Origin of the sequence: Tessaracoccus flavescens (assembly GCF_001998865.1) — a bacterium.
GTDB classification, from domain to species: domain Bacteria; phylum Actinomycetota; class Actinomycetes; order Propionibacteriales; family Propionibacteriaceae; genus Arachnia; species Arachnia flavescens.
Genome location: NZ_CP019607.1, coordinates 1,709,501 through 1,729,780 on the forward strand (window position 1 = coordinate 1,709,501; position 20,280 = coordinate 1,729,780).

Here is a 20,280-nt window from a genome sequence, read left to right on the forward strand (position 1 = left end):
CCGATTGGTAGCGGGTAGGCCAAGAGCACCTGCCGATGGAGTTCCAGTCCTCACCGGCCGAATCGCCCACCCAGCCCCTCCACGCCTAAGCTAACTCCCGATGTCCAACACGCGTGCGGAGGCCGCCTACCGGCGTTCAGTCGCGGCCTTCAGGAACCCGATGCTCGACCTGCTCCACGGTCGATACGCCCCCTTCGTCGTCGCCGCGCTCTCGGTCGTGTTCACCCCCGACCGACCGACCGTCGCCGTCTCCGACGCCCACGCCGAGATCGGCGAGACCATCGACCAGCTCCGCGCCGCCGGCTATGACGACGACGAGCGACGACTCCCCTCAGGTACCGCCCGCGAGATCTGCCGACACTGGGTCAAGGTCGGCTGGCTCGTCCCGCAGATCGAGGACGACGTCGAGGTCTACCGGCTCTCCGCCCAGGCCGTCGGAGCGCTCGAGGTCGCTGGCCGCGCAGGCGGCGGCCGCACCCGCGTCACCAAGTCCCGCGTCCGCACCCTGCTCGAGTCCGTCGACCGGCTCAGCCTCGACGCCGACGACAACCCCGAGGTGCGCCTCGCCAAGCTCCGCAAGGAACGCGACGACCTCGACGCCGAGATCGCCCGCCTCGAGGGCGGCGGCCCCGTCGAACCGGCCGACGAGGAGCAGCTGCTCGAGGAGGCGGAGAACATCCTCCACCTCGCCCGCGAGCTGCCCGCCGACTTCTCCCGCGTCGCCGAGTCCATCAAGGCCATGCAGCGCGACGTCGTCACCGATCTGCGCCAGGACATCCGCCCCACCGGCGAGGTCCTGCGCGAGTACCTCCAACGCGGCCAGCACGTCATGCAGGCCACCCCCGAGGGCCGCGCGTTCGCGGGGGCGCTTCGCCTGATCGGCGAGCCCGAACACATCGACCAACTCTCCAACCAGCTCGCCGCCCTCATGGCCAAGCCGTTCGCCCGACTCCTCGACGACGAACAGCGCGCCGACCTGCGCGCCATCAGCCGCCGCGTCGAGCTCGGCGTCGAAGAGGTCCTGGCCGCGCAGCGCCGGGCAAGCCACGTCATCACCGCCCAGGTCCGCACCCACGACCCCATCCGCGACCGCCAGGTCGACGACCTCCTCCGCGACGTCATGGCCGGCCTCCAGACCTGGATGCAGACCTCCCGCCCCGGCGACCGCATCGACCCGCTGCGCAGCTTCCCCGTCGCCGACGTCGGCCACCTCCGCCAGTCGCTCAGCGACATCCGCCCACCCGGCGCGCCCGACCCGCTGCGTGACGGCGAGGACGACGACGTCGACTTCCTCGACGCCGACGAGCGCTCCTGGGGCGGCCCCCACTACGTCGAGCTCGAGAAGTACGTCGCCACCCTCGGCGACGACTTCGACCTGGCAAGCGCCTTCGAGGGCGGGTCCCGCGAGGTCCGCCGTCCCGTCGACCTGCTGGGCCTGCTCGAGATCGCCCACCGCAACGGCATGACGGAGGGCGACGACGTCTCCATCGTCGAGGCCCTCCGCCCCGACGGCACGAGCCGCCGCTTCGCTTTCGGCGCCGTCACCGCCCGCACCACCAAGGAGCACCCGCATGACTGACGAGGTCCAGACCGACGCCGTGGCCGACGAGGTCACCGGCTTCATCGCGCCCGTCGCCATGGAGAACGACCCCGGCGAACTCTTCGCAGGCGACCGCGGCGTCCTCGACCACGACATCCGCCGCGTCCTCGTCCGCCTCCTCCAGCGCCGCTTCGTGCTCAAGGACCGCAGCCGCGACGACTGGAAGGTCCTGCTCGACAACCAGCAGGTCATCGAGTCGCGCCTCAACGACCTGTTCGTCCGCCTCGAGATCGACCACGACCGCGGCGTCGCCTACAAGTCGCAGGTCCGATCCGACGAGATGGAGGTCCCCATCCTCCTGCGCGACGACGCCTACAGCCGCGCCGAGACCCTCGTCCTCGTGCACCTGCGCACCGTCTACCAGCGCGAATCCAGCGCGGGGGAGCAGTCGGCCCGCGTCGACGTCGAGGAGGTCGAGCAGACGGTGCTCACCTACTTCGCCGAATCCGACGGCAACACCGCCCGCCGCCAGAAGGCCATCCGCGGCGCCCTGCAGCGACTGCGCAACGAGGGCGTCATCGAGGAGGAATCCGAGGGCCGCTACCGGATCAGCTCCCTGGTCGAGATCGTGCTCAGCTCCGAGCGACTCCGCGAGCTCGCCGCCTGGCTCCGCGACACCGCCGAGACCCGCAACCGTCCCGTCGACGAGTCCCCCACCGACGCCGTCGACGACGAAGACTCCGAGGACGAGGATGACGAGCTCGGCCAGGTCGACGAGTCCGAGTTCGACGCCGGCGACCCCCTCGCCGAGCGCCCCGAGACGGATGACGAAGCCGAGGACGAGGCCGACGACGGCCCCGACCCCCGCACCCAGCCGCAGCTGGGCGACGACGAGGAAGGAGACACGCTGTGACCATGCTCGACACCCTCTTCGGGCTCATCCCCGCCGCCTCCCGCATGCAGCAGTGGGTCGCCGAGGACCTCCAACTGGTCAATTGGGGCGGCTACGACGGCTACCACCGCGTCCGCTTCGCCCCCACCGCCACCATGCTCTGTGGCGGCTCCGGCTCCGGCAAGTCCACCCTCATGGACGCCTACATCGCCCTGATGATGCCGCACACCACCCCGTTCAACGGCGCCTCCAACGGCGCGGTCACCGGCCGCCCCCGCGGCCAGGAGCAGCGCAACATCGTCTCCTACGGCCGCGGAAAGCTCGACGAGTCCCGCACCGACGAGGGCAGCACCAAGATGCGCGTCCTCCGCGGCGACGGCACCGACACCTGGACCGCCGTCGCCATGACCTGGGCCGACCACGACGGCGCCCGCTTCACCGCCGTGCGCGCCTGGTACATCCCGACGTCGGCTCGCATCCTCGACGACACCGTGCGGATCCGCGCCACCTTCGACGGCGACTTCGACCTGCGCCAGCTCCAGCAGGCCGCCACCCATCGGCTCAGCGACTCCTCCGTCCGCGCCACCGGCCTCGAGACGGTCGGCACCGACCGCGAGTTCTCCGCAAAGCTCCACGCCGCGCTCGGCATCGGCGCCGCCGGCTCCGGCAACAAGGCGATGAGCCTGCTCGCCCGCATCCAGGCAGGCCAGCAGATCACCACCGTCGACGACCTCTACAAGAAGATGGTCCTCGAGGAGCCCGAGACGCTTGCCACTGCCGACGCTGTCGTCGCCCACTTCGACGGCCTCGACTCCACCCGCAACCGGATGCTGACGGCGCGCCAGCAGGTCCGCGCCCTCGAACCCATCCGCGGCCTGAAGGCCAGGATCGTCGACGCCGCGGAACGCATGCGCCTGATCGGCGCCGTCGGCCACTTCAACGACCCCTCCTCCCTCGCCGCGCTCTGGCAGGCGAGCCGACGCCAGGACCTGCTTCACGACGTCGAGACCGAGCTGCGCGCCCGCAAGCTCGGCGCCGACCAGGCAGTCCGCGAGAAGCAGGAACTCGCCAAGGCTGCCGAGGCCGAGCGCGACGGCATGTCCGAGGTCCTGCGCACCTCCGGCGGTGACCAGCTCGACACCGCCCAGCGCGAGCTGCGCGACGTCGAACGCCGCGCCACCGAGGTCGAACGCCAGCGCGAACGCCTCGACGCCGCCCTCGCGACGCTGGGCGTCGAGATCAAGAGCGGCAAGCAGTTCGCCGCCCTCGCCGACCGTGCCCGCCTCGCGCTCGCCGACGGCGACTCCAAGTCCGGCGCCCGCGACGCCTACGCCGAGGCCCGAGCCGCCCGCACCGCCGCCGAGCGTGAGGTCGCTGAGCTTGAGGCCGAACGCCGTCGCACCCAGACCCGCAGCGACAACATCCCCGCCGCCCTGCACGAGTCGCGCGAGCTACTCGCCAAGGCCGCGGGGCTCAGCACCGACGACCTGCCGTTCGTCGGCGAGCTGATCGAGGTGCGCACCGAGTTCGAGCCGTGGCGCGAGGCGTTCAACCTGGCGCTCGGCGGCTTCGCGACGACGCTGCTGATCGACTCCGACCGGCTGCCGCTGTTCCGCACCGCCATCAACTCCGTCCGCACCCCCGTCCGGCTCCGCTACGAGGGCGTCCCCGTCGGGCAGCCGCTGTCGCCGCCGCGCGACGACCGCACCCTCCCCGGCCGGCTCGACTACAAGCCGTCGCCGTTCACCGGCTGGCTGCAGGACCGCCTCGTCGACCGCTTCTCCTTCGTCTGCGTCACCGCCCCCGAGGAGCTCAAGCGCCACTCGACCGCGCTGACCATGAGCGGCCAGATGTCGCAGGGAAGCCGCGGCGCGCACGGCGGCCACGGTCGCTCGAACGTGCTCGGCTTTTCCAACCAGCGCCGCCTGCTCGACCTCGCCGCCCAGATCGACGACGCCCGCTGGCGCCTGGGCGACGCCATCGACGCGCTCGACGCGGCCGCGAATTCGCTCGACGCGATCGACGCGCGCAACGCCGCCTACGGGGTCGTCGCGGACCTGACCTGGGACCAGGTCGACGTCGACGCACTCGAGGACGAGCGTCGCCGCTGGCACGGCGTCATCGAGGAGGTCACCACCGGGAACCCGACCATCGCCCGCATCCAGCAGCAGATCGCCAAGGCGCAGGAGAAGGTCACCGCGCTGCGGGAGGACATCGGTCGTGCCAAGCACGAACGCGACCGCCTCGCCGACAAGTGGGGCCAGGTGATGGAGGAGGTCGACGCCGCAGACGAGACCCTCGAGGCCGCCGGCGACGCAGGGATCGAGCTGACCGAGGAGCAGGCCGCTTACCTCGACCGCCAGTTCGACGTCCCCGACGGCGAACGTTCGACCTCCGCCTCCGACGAGCTGCGCCGCTTCGACGCGGCGCTGGAGAACGCCGCCCAGCGGCTGTCGGCCGACCAGCGCAACGCGCAGGAGACCCTGGGGGAGCAGCGCGAGACGCTGCGCCGCACCCTCGCCACGTTCCTCGACCGCTGGCCCAACCCGAACCTGCTCGCCGACCCGGATGGCGGCGTCGAGGACTTCGAACGGATCCTCGAGGACCTCGAGACCAGCGGCCTGCACGAGCTGGAGGCCGAGTGGCGCGACTCGCTGCTCAACCTGTCGGGCAACGACCTGACCAACCTCGACTCGACGCTCGGCCGGTCGCTGCGCGAGATCCGGGAGCGGATCGAGCCGATCAACCTGATCATGCAGGACCTGCCCTTCTACGACGACGACCACCGGCTGCAGATCGCCACGCGCGAGAACCAGTCGGTCGTGAGGTCGCGGTTCCGCAAGGAACTGCGCGACGTGCGGGCCCTGATCGAGGCGGCGTCGTCTGACGAGGAGCGCGAGGCGGCGTACACGCGGATGTCGAAGCTGATCGACCGGATCCGCCGCACCGCACCCGACTTCTCCGACCTGATCGACGTGCGCAACCACGTCCGGGTCAGCGCGGAGCGGGTCGACGCCGTCACGAAGAAGCACGTGGCGCTGTATGACCACATCGGCGAGAAGTCGGGCGGCGAGTCGCAGGAGCTGATCGCCTTCATCGTCGGCGCGGCCCTGCGCTACCAGCTGGGCGACGCGGGGTCGGAGCGCCCGCGTTACGCCCCGGTGTTCCTCGACGAGGCCCTGATCAAGGCCGACGCCCACTTCACCGCCCGCGCGATCGGCGCGTGGAGGGGGCTGGGCTTCCAGTTGATCATCGGCGCGCCGAACGACAAGTACAGCGCGATCGAGCCGCACGTGGACGTGGAGTACGACATCTTGAAGGACACCCAGGGTCGGTCGTGGGCGAAGCCCAAGGTGGGTTTGGCGGGCTGAGGTGGGCGCCCAGGTGAGGTTCCGAGTTCACGAATCACGATAGAGGCATCCTTCTTCGCCGGGTCCCTGCATGCGTCACCTCCACCGGCACGGTGGCTCTGCACAGCCCAGCAGCTGCTAGTCGCGTACTTTTGGTTACCGACTTGTCCTAAACAGGTTGACAACGTCCAAGATCCGCGAGAATCCGAGAAGCAGCACGCGCTCCGGAAGACCTGAGCGGGCAATCGCGACAGTAAGGTAAGGGGGCTGATGCCAACGATCGAGGGCCAGGTACGCGCCGCCAGCGAGGCCATCGAGAGGAACATCTCGATGATCACGGCCGACCGCGGGTTCTTGTCGAAGAACGTGCTGCAGTACCTCCGCGACCTTGTTGAAGCGATGATCGTTTGGGCGCACACCGGCGATCCGACGCAGCGCTTCACATATAAGACCCAGTTCGACCTGGCGCGAGACTTCGCGAAGGCGGCAGGCTAAGTATCGGCCACTGACGCGCTTTAACGCGATGCTGCAGGTCAGCGTGTCGCACTTCACGCTCGACGAGGATCCTTCTGAGCGACTCATGCTGAAGTAGGGACCCGCCGTGACCCGCAGCGTCGAGTTCCGCGACGAGCTGCCCACCACCCTCGTCGGCAAGATCGCCTACACCCAGCTCGAACAGGAGGAGACGGCGCAGCCGGCCGGGGCGTGACACGATGGCGGCATGTCGATCACCATCGTCTCCGGGCTGCCGGGCTCCGGAAAGAGCACCGTCGCGAGGGCGCTCGCCGAGCGTCGGGACCGCGGCGTCCACCTCGACACCGACGACGTCGGCGAGCGGTTCGTCGTGTCGGGCGCCGTCCTGCCCGGACAGGACCCGGGAGACGAGGCCGAGGCCCAGTTGGCCCTGCGGAGGCTGAACCTGGCCGACCTGGCGCGCAACTTCGCCGACGCCGGCTTCGACGTCGCGATCTCCGACGTCGTGCTGTGGCCCGCGCTGTGGGAGGAGTACGTGCGGCGGCTCGGGCCGTCGCTGCTGCTGGTGATCCTGACCCCGAGCCTCGAGGCCATCGCCGAGCGCGACGCGGGTCGCGCCAAACAGGTCGCCGCGCACTGGACCCACCTCAAGGCCGACCTCGACGCCTGGACCGAAGCCCCCGGTCTCCGCCTCGACACCACCGGCCAGAGGGTCGACGACACCGTCGCGGCGGTCGAAGGGTGGCTGTCGAGCGGGCGCTGACCTGCGGGGTGCGTCGACCCGTTGGGCCGCCACGGCGAGGCCTCCCGACGGGCCGCCAGGTCGACGGCCCCGGTGGCGGCCCGGCCGACGCCTAGGCTTGTCCCATGGAAGATTGGACGCTCGCCTCCTCGCTCGTGCGACGGTGGGCGCGGGCGCCGCTCGATCCGCAGGTCAACATCCCGGGGCTCGAGGCGCTGCTCGAGGAGGCCGGCTCCATCCGCGACCCGCGACTGCGCGGGGAGGTCGAGCAGCTTTTCCGGATCTCGCGCGCCTCCTTCCAGGACCCGGCGCCCCGACCGGAGCCCGCCCGAGGCGACGACGTGCTGACCGCCGTCAACCTGATCTCCCGCATGATGTGGGGCGCGCACGATGCGGGTGCCTCGCCGTCCGACGAAGGCATCTCCGCCCTCGCGGCCGAGCTCGACGACCTGGCCTCCGCGTCCGCGGAACTGGCCGCCCTCGACCTGACCGATCTCTGCCGCTCGCAGGCGATCGGCCGACTCGTCCGCTACGGATCGGACGGCGTCTCCCCGGCCAGGCTCGACCTGCTGCGCCGGCTCTTCGCGCTCGACCCGGCGACCGTCATGCCGCGCGCCTACCTGATGGCGCTGTCCCCGTTCGCCGAGTCGGTGGTGACCGCGGGACGCGCCGACCTCTGGCAGGAGATCGTCACCGACTTCCGCGCACGCGTCGGCGACCAGGTGCCGGGCGACATCCTGATGACGCTCGCCTCGCTCGCCCTCCCCGTCGTCAGTGACGACTCGCGCTGGTACCGCGCCGAACAGACCTGGGACCAGGCCGAACTCCTCCTCGACGACGCCCGCCGCGGCGTCGAGCCTCTTCCCGCCCCCTACACCGACCCACTCAGCGTCGACCTCGGCCTCGCCTACCTGCGCAACCGCGACCTCGACGAGAGGCCCTTCCTCGACGTCGTCACCGAGGTCTACGACCGGCTCTACGCCCGCGTGCAGACGGTGTCGCGCCCGGACCTGCTCACCCAGTTCGCGCTCTTCCTCGCCAGGCTGCGCGTCAACCCCAGGCACGCCGCGACAATCGCCCGCGACTGGGCCGACCGCGCCCTGCTCGACCAGACGGCCTCCCGCGACGACCAGGTCGAGGGCCTCGCCGAACGGTTCGACTCCGCCCTCGGCATCACCCGCGCCATGGAACTGGTGCTCAACCTCCGCGGAGGAGACGACGACCGCGTGATGGCCGTCGTCGACGCCGCCGCCCCTGACCAGCTGCCCTCCAGCCTCGAGTTGATCGTCGGCGAAGGAAGGAGCCCCGGCCTCGCCGAGCGACTCGACGCGGCGGGTCGCGCCAACGCCGACCCGCACCTCGGCACCGCGCTGCGCCTCACCGCCGCGGCCGTCCTCGCCAGGTCCGATCCGGCGGCGGGCACCGAGCGCTTCGGCGAGCTCGGAGGGCTCGGCAGCGGAGGCAGCGACGAGCCGGAGGACCTCGCCCGCTTCCGGTTCACCGTCTCCCAGGCCGTCATGCCCGAGTGGGAAAGCCCGCCGGAAGGGATTGAGCCCGTCGACGGCGTGCCCCTCGAGCTCTACTCGGATGACCCGTCGAAGCGGCTCTGGGCGGTCGAGAGCCAGTTCGGCGGCCCCGCCTTCATGAGCGCGCTTGCCCCGCTCGACATCTTCCGCGAGAACATCCCGGTCCTCGAGGAGCTCTACTCACGAGGCATCGCGGACATCGACGAGAACGTCGTCGAGGCGAGCGTCATCTTCGCCCGGCGCATCATCTACGGCTTCCAGCAGCACGACCTCCGCGACGAGTCGCTCACCTGGGCACGCCGCGTCGCCGCCGATCTGCAGCACGCGACAACGCCACGTGCGGTCCGCGCCAGGGTGCTCGCCCTGCACGACATCGTGCGCGAGGCCGAACGCCCCGAGGCCGAGCAGGCCGCGGGACTCATGCGCGAGCTCCTGCGCGACAACGACGCCGACTACGCCATCGTCGAGCGCGCCCTCCTGCTCCACACCACGCACGACTGGGAGGAGGACCTCGAGCCGAAGATGCGCACCTCCGAGGAGCTCATCCCGATGCTGATCGGGGCCATCGAGCACGACGAGTACGAGCAGCAGGACTGGTCGAGCCTCATCCGCGACCACGCCATGTGGCTGTTCCACCGCTACGCCGACGCCTCCAACTGGACCGACGCCGTCCGGGTGGCGGGCATCTTCCTGCAGTGGCCCGGCGACACGTTGGTCTATGAGCTCAACGGCGTCGAGTCCGTGATCCTCCGGCTCCAGGGCCACCTCGTCGGCATGGACCAGGTCACCGCGAACCTCGCCCACCGCCTGATCGACCAGGCCTGGGACCGGATCGGCGAACTCGGACAGCCGAGCGTCGCGCTCGTCGAGGCACGGGGAGCGGTCAACGCCGCCTCGGACCTGATCGAGCAGGACCCGGACGCCGGGTCGCTCGTCTATTGGGAGGCCCTTCCCCGCTACCGCCAGGCCATCGACGCCTACCTCGCCGACCGCGGAGACGAGCGCCGCCCGAACCTGCACGCCTCGCTCGCCCAGCACGCCTCCTCCGCCTTCACCCACGTCTGGGACCGCGACCACGAGTCACAGGCCCCCGCCGGGACGAAGTGGCTGCGCACGGCCAGGGCCATCGTCGCCTTCCTCCGTGCAGGCACCCAGGACCTGGAGGTGGACGTCGACCGCCACCTCGGCAGCATGGTGCAACTCGCCGCCCTTGGGCACGTGTTCCGGCCGCTCGACGACCGGGCACTGGTCGACGAACTGTACGAGAGGCTCGCCCCGCTCACCGATGTCGAGCGCGACGGGCAGCACCGCGTCGGGATCTTCCAGCTCCTCGCCGGGGTTGGTGGTCGGCTGGCCAGCCTCGAACGGGTGCAGGAGGTCGGCCAGGCGCTCGACGCCGAACGCAGGTCGGGCTCCAGGCGTCGGGCCGATCCTGGCCCACTGCTCGTGGCGCTCGCCGAGCTGCGCGCCGCCTACGACGAGTCCGGCAACCAGGGACTGGCCGACGGCCTGGTCGAATGGTCGCGCTGGCTGCTGTACCAGTCGATGCTCGACGACGCCGCCACCCCTCGGCAGCCCTACAACGCGTCGCCGAGGGCCGCCGCCTCGTATCTGGCGCTGCGCGTGCACGGGCTCGACCCCGACGGTGACGTCCAGGTCCGCGAGCTCGTCGAGTGGGCGACCCACGCCCACGGCTTCATGAGCAGCACCGACACGGAGAACCGCCGTCGCGTCTTCGACCTCCTCGCCCCGCTGGTCGACCCGTCGCGCGACGACGCCGAGACGTTCGCCAGACACCACCAGAAGGTGCAGCGGGGGAAGCTGTTCGGCCTGTTCTGAGTCGGCGGCCCCGGCTGGGGGCGGGAAGGCCTTCCCGCCACGAGGACGCCATGGATCGGGTGAGGAACTTGAGCACTATTCCGGGTTCGTTGGCATGAGAGGGCCTTGTCAACGGTCACTTCCGTAACGAGTCCGGATAAGACCCTTCTATGGATGTCAAGTGGTGTGGAGTGCGTGGGTGCTCAAGGCACACCCACCCGGACGCGAAGCCGCCGGGCACCCGGGGCAGGACCCGGGCACCCGGCGGTGCTTCTCCAGGTGGTCAGGCGTCCAGCCGGACCGTCCTTCCGCTGCGCGCCGACTCCTCGGCCGCCTGGGCGAGGACGAGGGCGGCGACGCCGTCGCTGACCGTCGGGGAGACGGGAGCTCCGGTGTTGATCGCGTCGATGAACGCCGTCAGCTCGTTGCTGTAGGCGTCCGCATACCTGGTCAGGAAGAAGTCCAGGTACGGCTGCTGCGATCCCGACGCCTCGGCGGTGTTGACCGACAGCGCAGTCGGCCGCAGGTTGTCCATGACGGCGGACCCGGCCGAGCCGTGCACCTCGAGGCGCTGGTCGTAGCCGGTGACGCAGCGACGGTTGTTCATCACCGTCGCGACCGCGCCGTCGGCCCCGCGCAGCATCACCACTGCGGCGTCGAAGTCGTCGACGTCGGCCAACTCGGGCAGGACCTTCTGGCCGAAGGCGCTCACCTCGACGATCTCGCCGAGGAAGAACCGCGCCTCGTCGAGGTCGTGGATCGTCATGTCCTTGAAGATGCCGCCGCAGACCGCGACGTACTCCGCGGGCGGCGGCGCAGGGTCACGGGCCACGATGACGACCTGCTCCAGGTCGCCGATCGAGCCGTCCTCGATGAGGTCCTTCGCGCGCCGGATCGACGGGTCATAGCGGCGCTGGAAGCCGACCATCACGGGCGGATGCTCGAAGGTCGCGAGCTCGGCGTCGAGAGCGCGTGCCTCCTCGACGTCCTTCGCGACCGGCTTCTCGACCAGCACAGCCTTGCCCGCGCGGGTCGCCGCCAGCACCTGGGGTGCGTGCAGGGGAGTGGGCGAGCCGATGATGACGGCGTCGACCTCCGGGTCGGCGAACAGGGCGTCGGCGTCCTTGTACACGCGGGCGCCGTGTACGGCCGCGAGGTCCTCTGCGGCGGTTCCCATCGGGTCGCACACCGCGACCAGTTGTGCCTGCGGATGCGCGGCCACGGCTGCGGCATGAACCTTGCCGATCCGTCCGGCACCGATGACGGCTACACGGAGCATGTGGGGTTCTCCTTTTTGAGTTGTGGGTCGTTGGGTCAGGGGGCCGGGACGATGATGTCGCGGACGAGGGCGTCGAGGTCTGCGTCGGCCTGGAGGAACTGGCGCAGCGTCTTGCGGGTGGGGCCGAAGTCCTCGAACTCCTCGACCGTCATGCCGTCGACGTCATAGGCGCGGCGGAAGTCCTCGATCTTGTTGAGCTCGTCCAGATACTCCTGGCGCACCGGCTCGTCGATCCGGGAGACGGCCTCGTAGTCGGAGGCGTTGATGATCTCCTGCCACTTGAACGGCGGGGAGACGACGAGGTCGCCGCCGACAAGCGCGGCCCAGTGGTAGACGTTGCGGAACGCGGCGGCAAGCACGCGCGAGCGGAAGCCGCGCTCCTGGAAGATCGCGTAGGCCTTCTTCATGGCGGCGATGCCTGCCCACTCGAGGGCGGACGGGTCGATGAAGATCTTGTCGCGGGCGACGACGTGCTTGAGCCAGTCGTCCAGGCGGCCGACCATGATCGTCACGACCGGGCCCATCTGCGAGATGTCGTGGCCCTCGGCCGCCCGGCGGTCGAGACCACGCTCGATCGCCTCGGCAGCGCGGACGGCCTGCGGCACCGAGAACGAGACGGTCACGTTGATGCTGACGCCGCGGTAGGTGGCGTCCTCGATCGCCTCGAGGCCGACCTTCGTGGCGGGGATCTTCACGACGATGTTCTCCGCGAGGCCGTCGAACTCGACGGCCTGGTCGGCCAGCGCCTTCGCGTCACGGTGGAAGCGCGGATCGGTCTGCACCGACAGGCGACCGTTGCGTCCCCTGTGCTCGTCGAAGATCGGCTTCAACAGCGCCGCGGCCTCGACGGAGAGGTCCTTGACCGCCTGCCAACCGATCTCCGACTCGCCCCAGGTCGGATTCTCGGCGGCGATCTGCTTGATCCGCGGAGCCCACTGGCCCAGCTCCGACTTGATGCAGGTGTAGGCGATGACCGGGTTGCACGTCGCGCCCACGCCGCCGAAGGAGATCGACTGGCGCAGTTCGTTCAGATCGGACGAGTCGTTCCAGAGCGCCGTCGGGGTGTTCTGGGCGGCCGTCAGCAGCGGCCCGGGCGTGTATTCGATGTCTGTCATCTGGAACTCCTGTGGGGGCGAGAGGGTAGGCGGCTTCTCTGCCGCCAGTCACGGAGAACAGTCAACCCCAATGTCTACCCAGCGTCAAGTTAATGTGCATACATACGCCGAGCTTCCTGGTCCGAAACGAACGCCGGGCTTGCCGAAGTTGTCACAACGAACGTAGTTGGATGGGCGGGTGTCGTCGCGCCAGACAGGGTCCGAAGACCTGGCAATGCGGGGCGGAATCGCCCGTTGTCTCTCCCCGTTCCTTGAGCGGGGCCCCCGGCGGAGCCGTGGCGCCCATCGTCGAAAGGTGCCGATATGCGGTCACGGCTGAGGGTCGTTTGCGGTCGTGGTCACGGCCTTTCGACGACGCCTCGCGCGACTCCGTCGACGGAGGCTGCTCAAGGAGCGGGGAAGACGCCTCGCGCGGCTCAGCCGAGCGGAGGCTCGAAAAGAACGGCCGACCCTGCGCAGACTAGGAGGTGAACAGCGAGAAGCGGAACGAGTACAGCGACGGGCGGTAGACGTGCTGACCGATCTCGACCGGACGGCCCTCGGCGGTGCGGCCGACGCGGTGCATGGTCAGCAGCGGGGAGCCCGCCTGCTCGCCCAACGTCGAGGCCTCCTCCGACGTGGCGCCGCGCGCGCCGATCTCCTGGGTCGCCGACGCGATGTCGATCCCGCGCTGATGCAGGCACTGATACAGGCCGGCCTCGCCCAACTCCTGCCACGACGGGGCGATGTCGAGCGGGATCAGGTTGGTCAGGATCGCCAGCGGGTGGTCGTCGGCGTACCGGAGGCGGCTGACGGCGAGCAGGCCGTCTTCAGGGCCCAGCCCGAGCTGCTCGGCCTCGGCGGCCGAGGCCTGGCGCACCAGGTAGCCCAGCACCTTCGTCGTCGGGACGAAGCCGGCCTCGCTGAGGTCCTCGTTGAGCGACGACAGCTTCATCGGACGGTGGACGTGTGGGGGAGTGACGCGGGTGCCGACGCCGCGGCGTCTCGTGAGCAGGCCCTTGTTCGCCAACTCCTGCAGGGCGCGGCGCGCGGTGGGTCGGGCGACGTCGAGGCGGTTCGCCATCGAGACCTCGTCCTCGATCATCGCCCCGGCGGGCAACTCCCCGGAAAGGATGGCCGCCTCAATCGGCTGGGCGATCTGTTCGTAGAGTGGTGTCGCGGAGGACCGGTCGATGATGATCGCTGGTGCGTACGTCTCCTCCATGGCGGCTCCTTCTGTGCGGGGGGCCAGGCCTCGTCGCGTGGACTTGTCCAAACCGATGTTGGCGGTGATCATACAACCCGAAAGGTCACTTTGTATGTGCGTACAAAGAGTTGACCGGGTGACATTTGGGCTGGCAGACTGGCCACGACGTAGGAGGTCCAATGGAGGGCGACCCGACAAGCTCCCTTCCCGATCCGGCGGCGCCTGAGGTGCTCGTCATCGGGCGGTGCAGCGTGGACGTCTACCCCCTCGAAGTCGGCGTGAAGCTCGAGGACGTCGAGACCTTCGGCAAGTTCCTCGGCGGATCCGCGACCAACGTCGCCGTCGCAGCCGCCCGCTATGGACACCAGGTGACAGCCCTGACGGGGGTGGGTAACGACCCGTTCGGCAGGTTCGTCATCTCCGAACTGGAGCGGTTCGGTGTCGATGCCTCCCAGGTCGTGGTCAACGACCGCTTCAACACGCCCGTCACGTTCTGCGAGATCTTCCCTCCCGACAACTTCCCGCTCTACTTCTACCGACAGCCCACCACACCTGACCTCGAGATCGGCCCCGGTGACCTCCCCGTCGACCTCGACCGCTACCGGATCATCTGGCTGACCGGAACCGGCCTCGCCCACGAACCGTCGCGTTCGGCCCACCACGCCGTCGTCGCCGCGGCCACCGGGTCGACCATCGTGCTCGACCTCGACTACCGCGAGCGCTTCTGGGCCGACGAGAACGTCCCGCGGCGCGCCATGGGCGATGTGCTCCCGCACGTCGACGTCGCGATCGGCAACCTCGAGGAGTGCCGGATCGCCACCGGCGAGACCGACCCCGAGCGGGCAGCCGACGCGCTGCTCGACATGGGCGTCAGGGCCGCCATCGTGAAGCAGGGCCCGGTCGGCACCCTCGTGAAGTCGCGCACCGAGCGGGCGTTCATGCCCGCGCTTCCCGTCGAGGTGGTCAACGGCCTCGGCGCGGGGGACGCCTTCGGGGGAGCGGTGTGTCACGGGCTGCTCGAGGGCTGGCCGCTGCATCGGATCGTCGAGTTCGCCTCGGCGGCCGGCGCCATCGCCACGATGCACATCGAATGCGCATCCATCATGCCGACGTCACGGGAGGTCGAGGAGATGCTTGCCAGGTACCCCGAGGTCACCTCGGCGCTGGAGGTCTGGTCGCGATGAGCCACGTCGAACGCCTCGCCGAGCTCCGCTTCCACCGGCCCGACGCCGTCGCCGCGGCCCTCGCCTCCCGTAGACCAGGCACCCTGCCCTCCGACGGTCGCCGCGCGCTGTTCGTCGCCGCAGACCACCCTGGACGCGGAGCGCTCGCCGCCGCGGGAGACGCCCTCGCCATGGCCGACCGTGAGGACTACCTCGCCCGCTGCATCACGGCCCTGTCGCGCCCGGGCGTGACCGGCTTCCTCGGCACCCCCGACGTGGTCGAGGACCTTGCCCTGCTCGGCGCGCTCGACGGCAAGGTCGTGCTCGGCTCCATGAACCGCTCCGGCCTCGCCGGCTCGAACTTCGAGGTCGACGACCGGATCACCGCCTACGACCCCGACGGCATCGTCGCCGCGGGCATCGACGGCGGGAAGCTGCTCCTGCGGATCGACCTCGACGACCCCCGCACCCCCTCCGTGCTCGAACGGGCGGGCAGGGCGGTCAGCCAGTTGGCCGCGGCTGGCAGGTCGGCCGTCATCGAGCCCTTCCTCTCCTACCCGAGCCCCGAAGGCCTGGTCAACGACCTGTCCGAGGAGGCGGTCATCCGCTCGGTCACCATCGCCTCGGCCCTCGGCAACACCTCCGCCCGCACCTGGCTGAAGATCCCCTGCACCGCCGACCTCGAGCGCGCCGTCGCCGCCACCTCCCTTCCCTGCCTGCTGCTCGGCGGCGAGGTGCCGAAGGATCCGGAACAGACGCTGTCGATGTGGCGCTCCGCGATGCGGCTGCCCAACGTGCACGGCCTCGTGCTCGGCCGTTCCCTGCTGTTCCCCCGCGACGGTGACGTCGCGGCAAACGTCGATCGAATCGTGGAGGTTCTGTGAGCGACAACGACACCTACGTCATCCGCGCCGGCTCGACGGCGCACGACCAGTTCGAGACCGACGTCGACGCCGCGCGCGCCGGGTGGGAGTGGAGTTCCATCCGCGTGCTCAACCTGCCCGCAGGCGGGGTTGAAACGATCGACACCGGCGAGGAGGAGATCCTCGTGCTCCCGCTCAGCGGCGGCTGCACCGTCGAGGTCGACGGGCAGAGCATCACCCTCGACGGCCGCCCGGAGGTCTGGACGGCGATCACCGACTACCTGTACGTCCCGCGCCGCACCACCATCACCGTGCGCAGCGAGGACGGCGGACACTTCGCCCTCCCCGGGTCGAAGGCCACCACGGACAAGCCGCTTCGCCACTGCCCGGTCACCGAGGTCGGCACCGGCCTGCGCGGAACGGGCAACTGCTCCCGCCAGGTCAACAACTACGCGCTCGGCAATCCCGTCGAGACGTCGCACCTGCTCGTCTGCGAGGTCCTGACCCCGGGCGGCAACTGGTCGAGCTACCCGCCGCACAAGCACGACGAGCACACCGACGTCGAGCGCGTGCTCGAGGAGATCTACTACTACGAGGTCCGTCCCGGCCGCGGCGACACCACCGGCATGGCGCTGCAGCGGATCTACCCCTCGCCTGCCGGCGACATCGACGTCTGCGCGGAGCTCCACTCCGGCGACGTCGTGATCATGCCCCACGGTTACCACGGCCCGTCCGTCGCGGCGCCCGGCTACGACCTCTACTACCTCAACGTCATGGCAGGCCCTGCCGAGGACTCGACCTGGCTGATGACAGACGACCCCCACCACACGTGGATCCGCGACACCTGGGACGACTCCCCGGTCGACCCGCGGCTCCCCATGACCCCCCTCAACCAGACCAGGAGTGACATCCATGAGTGAGACCGTGCGACTCACCGTCGGGCAGGCGATCATCCGCTTCCTCGTCAACCAGTTCGTCGAAGCGGACGGCGAATCCAAGCGCCTCATCGCCGGCGCCATGGGCATCTTCGGCCACGGCAACGTCGCAGGCATCGGCCAGGCGCTGCTCCAGAACGAGCTCGACCCGACCCCCGACGGCGGAGAGATGCCCTACATCATGCCCCGCAACGAGCAGGGCATGGTCAACGCGGCCGCGGCCTTCGCGAAGGCGACCAACCGGCAGCAGACGTGGATGTGCACCTCGTCCATCGGCCCCGGCGCGCTGAACATGGTCACCGGCGCCGCCGTCGCGACAAGCAACCGGCTGCCCGTGCTGCTGTTCCCCTCCGACCAGTTCGCCACCCGTAACCCCGACCCGGTGCTGCAGCAGATCGAGGACCCGAAGTCGCTGCTGACGGCGGCCACCGACTGCTTCCGCCCCGTTTCGGCCTTCTTCGACCGGATCACCCGACCCGAGCAGCTGATCCCCTCCCTGATGGCAGGACTTCGCGTCCTGACCGACCCGGCAGACACCGGGGCCGTGACGATCGCGCTGCCGCAGGACGTGCAGGCCGAGGCCTATGACTTCCCCGTCGAGTTCTTCAAGCCGCGCACCTGGCGGATCCGCCGTCCCGCCCCCGAACCCCTCGCGATCGAGCGGGCCGCCGCGATGATCCGCGAGGCGAAGCGCCCGCTCGTCATCTCCGGCGGCGGCACCATCTACTCGCTCGCCTCCGAGGAACTGCGGGCCTTCGCGTCCGCGACCGGCATCCCCGTCTCCGACACCCAGGCGGGCAAGGGCGCGATCAACTTCGACCACGAGTGCTCCGTCGGCGGCGTCGGCTCGACCGGCGCGGCGTCGGCCAACGCGCTTGCCGACACCGCGGACCTGGTGATCGGCATCGGCACCCGTTACTCCGACTTCACCACCGCCTCGCACACCCAGTTCAAGGACCCGGACGTCCGGTTCATCAACATCAACGTCCTCGCCTTCGACGCGGCCAAGCACGCAGCCGAGATGGTCGTCGCCGACGCCCGGGAGGCCCTCGTGGCGCTCACCGCCGCCGTCGAGGGACACCGCGTCGACCAGTCCTACACCGACGAGATCGCCCGCCTCCGCGACGAGTGGGAGAAGGCCACCGACGAGTGCTACCACGTCGCCAACCAGCCGCTGCCCGCCCAGACCGAGGTGTTCGGCGCGCTCAACGAGCTGATGGACGACAACGACGTGATGATCAACGCCGCCGGCTCCATGCCGGGCGACCTGCAGTGCCTGTGGCGCGCGGGCAACCCGCAGCAGTACCACGTCGAGTACGCCTTCTCCTGCATGGGCTACGAGATCCCGGCGGCGCTCGGCGTGAAGCTCGCGCTGCCCGACTCGGAGGTCGTGGCCATCGTCGGCGACGGCACCTACCAGATGCTTCCCATGGAGCTGGCCACGATCGTCCAGGAGGGCATCAAGGTCATCTTCGTGCTGCTGCAGAACTACGGCTTCGCCTCGATCGGCGCACTGTCCGAGTCGCGAGGCTCGCAGCGTTTCGGCACGAAGTACCGCGGCGACCGGGGAGAGATCCTGCCCGTCGACATCGCCGCCAACGCCGAGTCGTGGGGGCTGAAGGTGCTGCGCGTCTCATCGATCGACGACTTCAAGCAGGCCTACGCCGAGGCGAAGGGCCTCGACGTCCCCGTCATGATCTACATCGAGACCGACCTGATGGGCCCCAACCCGCCCGGATCGAGCTGGTGGGACGTGCCCGTCTCGCAGGTCTCGCGCCTCGAGTCGACCCAGCAGGCCTACGCCGAGTACGAGCGCGACCGCGCAGGCCAGCGCCACTACCTGAACTGAACCGGGACGCCGACGAAGGCGCCCATCCAGAAGAAACCAAGGAGAACCACATGAAGATCGCAGGTGCGCCCATCAGCTGGGGCGTGTGCGAGGTCCCCGACTGGGGCTACCAAATGTCGCCCGAACGGGTGCTGACGGAGATGAAGCAGATCGGCCTCACCGCCACCGAGTTCGGCCCCCAGGGCTGGCTCCCGGTCGACGCCCAGGAGCGCGCCGCCGTCGTCGAAAAGTTCGGCCTCAGGCCGGTCGGCTCGTTCTTCCTCGCCGTCATGCACGATCCGGGTTTCGACCCGATCCCACAGGTCGAGCAGGAACTGAAGGCCTTCGAGGCAGCAGGCGGCGAGTTCCTCGTCCTCGCCGCCGACTCGGGCCGCGACGGCTACGACGACCGCCCCGAGCTTGACGAGGAGGGCTGGGCCACGCTGTTTTCCAACCTCTCCCGCATCACCGAGGTCTGCGCGGCGAAGGGCGTCACCGCCTGCATCCATCCGCACTGGGGGACCATGGTCCAAAACGTCGACGAGGTGGAGCGCGTGCTCGACAACTCGACGGTCGGCCTGTGCCTCGACACGGGCCACCTGACCGCAGGCGGCGCCGATGTCGTTGAACTGGTCAGGAGGTACGCCGACCGCGTCGACATCGTGCACGCCAAGGACGTCGACAAGGCGATGGCCGAGAAGCTCCTGCCCGGCGAGATCTCCTGGAGCGAGGGCATCAAGGGCGGCATGTTCACCCCGATCGGTCAGGGCGACATCGACTTCCCGACCATCGTCGGCCTGCTGAACGAGGCCGGCTTCGACGGCTACTGGGTGCTCGAGCAGGACATCATGCTCGACGAGGAGCCCCCGGCCGACGGCGGCCCGGTCGCCAACGCAAAGGCGAGCTTCGACGCGCTGGCCGCCCTGGCCTGACCCACGCGGTCGCGGGCGGAGCCGAGGGAGGCGCCGCCCGCGCCACGTTCCCGCGACCGACCCGGTCGCGGTCTGTGGTGACCCAGACCCGGCGGCCCGCACCCCTCCTCCGCGTAGCATCCCTGCATGGCTGACTACGATCCCGACGCCGCCTTCGCGGAGGGCCTCGACCGCGCCGACCACGAATCGTGGACCGTCCTGTTCGACGGCTGAGGCGTCCCTCCGTTCCTTGAGCAGCCTCCGCCGACGGAGTCGCGAGGCGTCGACGAAAGGTCCTGGCCACGGCCGCCGAACGTCCACCGGGCTGTGGCCGCGTCCGCAGGCGACCATGGATGCCTTTCGACGACGGGCGCCGCCGCTTCACGGGGCCGGCGCTGCTCAAGGAAAGGGAAGACGCCTCCGGTCAGGCCCGATGCGCTCCGGTGGCGCGGCCCAGATGCGCCCTGCCATGATGAGGTCGCAACCGCGCGCCATCCGCCAAGGTGACATGGGGGCACGACGGCGACCACCGGCCTGCACGGATTCACGCCAAGCGACCCAGCGGCCCCTGGATCCTCCTCTGCAGACCCGGCCGCCGCCACCGCAGATGACAACGCTTTTCACGGTGGTCGCCCCGAGGTGGGTTGACAAAGAAATC

The 20,280-nt window shown here is 69.9% G+C and carries 14 protein-coding genes; 11 read left to right on the plus strand and 3 right to left on the minus strand.

Going from position 1 to position 20,280, the window contains the following annotated elements:
- The first annotated feature begins 100 nt into the window (after positions 1-100).
- From BW733_RS08150 to BW733_RS08175, 6 genes are all read left to right on the plus strand, one after another.
- A complete protein-coding gene (locus BW733_RS08150) occupies positions 101-1,579 on the plus strand; it encodes a DUF3375 domain-containing protein (RefSeq protein WP_077349526.1) in 1,479 nt (492 codons plus the stop codon).
- Complete coding sequence (locus tag BW733_RS08155; protein WP_077349528.1) at positions 1,572-2,453, plus strand: DUF4194 domain-containing protein; 882 nt, start codon at positions 1,572-1,574, stop codon at positions 2,451-2,453. Before BW733_RS08150 ends, BW733_RS08155 begins: the two co-directional genes overlap by 8 nt.
- A 2-nt stretch (positions 2,454-2,455) precedes the next feature.
- Positions 2,456-5,803: an ATP-binding protein gene (locus BW733_RS08160; RefSeq protein WP_237268389.1), complete on the plus strand. Its 3,348-nt coding sequence runs from the start codon at positions 2,456-2,458 to the stop codon at positions 5,801-5,803.
- A gap of 249 nt (positions 5,804-6,052) precedes the next feature.
- Positions 6,053-6,277, plus strand: coding sequence for a hypothetical protein (locus BW733_RS08165; RefSeq protein ID WP_077349532.1), 225 nt, complete (start codon positions 6,053-6,055; stop codon positions 6,275-6,277).
- Between the two features lie 226 nt (positions 6,278-6,503).
- Positions 6,504-7,019: a P-loop nucleotide/nucleoside kinase family protein gene (locus tag BW733_RS08170; protein ID WP_077349534.1), complete on the plus strand. Its 516-nt coding sequence runs from the start codon at positions 6,504-6,506 to the stop codon at positions 7,017-7,019.
- 104 nt (positions 7,020-7,123) lie between these two features.
- On the plus strand, positions 7,124-10,363 hold the full coding sequence (locus tag BW733_RS08175) for a hypothetical protein (RefSeq protein ID WP_077349536.1): 3,240 nt from the start codon (positions 7,124-7,126) through the stop codon (positions 10,361-10,363).
- 262 nt (positions 10,364-10,625) lie between these two features.
- On the opposite strand, the gene iolG is transcribed toward BW733_RS08175, so the two are convergent.
- The 3 genes from iolG to BW733_RS08190 all read right to left on the minus strand — a co-directional run bounded on the left by iolG (position 10,626) and on the right by BW733_RS08190 (position 13,940).
- The gene (gene iolG / locus BW733_RS08180; RefSeq protein ID WP_077349538.1) at positions 10,626-11,621 is read right to left on the minus strand and encodes an inositol 2-dehydrogenase; all 996 of its coding nucleotides are present in this window, start codon (positions 11,619-11,621) and stop codon (positions 10,626-10,628) included.
- A 35-nt stretch (positions 11,622-11,656) separates the two neighbouring features.
- On the minus strand, positions 11,657-12,736 hold the full coding sequence (locus tag BW733_RS08185) for a transaldolase family protein (protein ID WP_077349540.1): 1,080 nt from the start codon (positions 12,734-12,736) through the stop codon (positions 11,657-11,659).
- A gap of 460 nt (positions 12,737-13,196) precedes the next feature.
- A complete protein-coding gene (locus BW733_RS08190) occupies positions 13,197-13,940 on the minus strand; it encodes a GntR family transcriptional regulator (RefSeq protein WP_077349542.1) in 744 nt (247 codons plus the stop codon).
- A gap of 161 nt (positions 13,941-14,101) precedes the next feature.
- Between BW733_RS08190 and iolC the strand changes: the two genes are divergently transcribed.
- Genes iolC through BW733_RS08215 form a run of 5 tightly spaced genes read left to right on the plus strand, consistent with a single transcriptional unit; the run spans position 14,102 to position 19,643 of the window.
- Positions 14,102-15,106, plus strand: coding sequence for a 5-dehydro-2-deoxygluconokinase (gene iolC / locus BW733_RS08195; protein WP_077349544.1), 1,005 nt, complete (start codon positions 14,102-14,104; stop codon positions 15,104-15,106).
- The gene (locus BW733_RS08200; RefSeq protein WP_077349546.1) at positions 15,103-15,969 is read left to right on the plus strand and encodes a Cgl0159 family (beta/alpha)8-fold protein; all 867 of its coding nucleotides are present in this window, start codon (positions 15,103-15,105) and stop codon (positions 15,967-15,969) included. Before iolC ends, BW733_RS08200 begins: the two co-directional genes overlap by 4 nt.
- On the plus strand, positions 15,966-16,868 hold the full coding sequence (gene iolB, locus BW733_RS08205) for a 5-deoxy-glucuronate isomerase (protein ID WP_077349548.1): 903 nt from the start codon (positions 15,966-15,968) through the stop codon (positions 16,866-16,868). Before BW733_RS08200 ends, iolB begins: the two co-directional genes overlap by 4 nt.
- On the plus strand, positions 16,852-18,732 hold the full coding sequence (iolD, locus tag BW733_RS08210) for a 3D-(3,5/4)-trihydroxycyclohexane-1,2-dione acylhydrolase (decyclizing) (protein WP_418361334.1): 1,881 nt from the start codon (positions 16,852-16,854) through the stop codon (positions 18,730-18,732). Before iolB ends, iolD begins: the two co-directional genes overlap by 17 nt.
- A 50-nt stretch (positions 18,733-18,782) precedes the next feature.
- Positions 18,783-19,643 carry a sugar phosphate isomerase/epimerase family protein gene (locus BW733_RS08215; RefSeq protein WP_077349552.1) on the plus strand — a complete coding sequence of 287 codons (861 nt, stop codon included), beginning with the start codon at positions 18,783-18,785 and terminating at the stop codon, positions 19,641-19,643.
- Positions 19,644-20,280: the final 637 nt, after the last annotated feature.

Excerpts from the sequence above, each read along its gene's own strand:
- BW733_RS08150 (WP_077349526.1), top strand. The coding sequence starts at position 101 with ATGTCCAACACGCGTGCGGAGGCCGCCTACCGGCGTTCAGTCGCGGCC.
- BW733_RS08155 (WP_077349528.1), top strand. The coding sequence starts at position 1,572 with ATGACTGACGAGGTCCAGACCGACGCCGTGGCCGACGAGGTCACCGGC.
- BW733_RS08160 (WP_237268389.1), top strand. The coding sequence starts at position 2,456 with ATGCTCGACACCCTCTTCGGGCTCATCCCCGCCGCCTCCCGCATGCAG.
- BW733_RS08165 (WP_077349532.1), top strand. The coding sequence starts at position 6,053 with ATGCCAACGATCGAGGGCCAGGTACGCGCCGCCAGCGAGGCCATCGAG.
- BW733_RS08170 (WP_077349534.1), top strand. The coding sequence starts at position 6,504 with ATGTCGATCACCATCGTCTCCGGGCTGCCGGGCTCCGGAAAGAGCACC.
- BW733_RS08175 (WP_077349536.1), top strand. The coding sequence starts at position 7,124 with ATGGAAGATTGGACGCTCGCCTCCTCGCTCGTGCGACGGTGGGCGCGG.
- iolG (WP_077349538.1), bottom strand. The coding sequence starts at position 11,621 with ATGCTCCGTGTAGCCGTCATCGGTGCCGGACGGATCGGCAAGGTTCAT.
- BW733_RS08185 (WP_077349540.1), bottom strand. The coding sequence starts at position 12,736 with ATGACAGACATCGAATACACGCCCGGGCCGCTGCTGACGGCCGCCCAG.
- BW733_RS08190 (WP_077349542.1), bottom strand. The coding sequence starts at position 13,940 with ATGGAGGAGACGTACGCACCAGCGATCATCATCGACCGGTCCTCCGCG.
- iolC (WP_077349544.1), top strand. The coding sequence starts at position 14,102 with ATGGAGGGCGACCCGACAAGCTCCCTTCCCGATCCGGCGGCGCCTGAG.
- BW733_RS08200 (WP_077349546.1), top strand. The coding sequence starts at position 15,103 with ATGAGCCACGTCGAACGCCTCGCCGAGCTCCGCTTCCACCGGCCCGAC.
- BW733_RS08215 (WP_077349552.1), top strand. The coding sequence starts at position 18,783 with ATGAAGATCGCAGGTGCGCCCATCAGCTGGGGCGTGTGCGAGGTCCCC.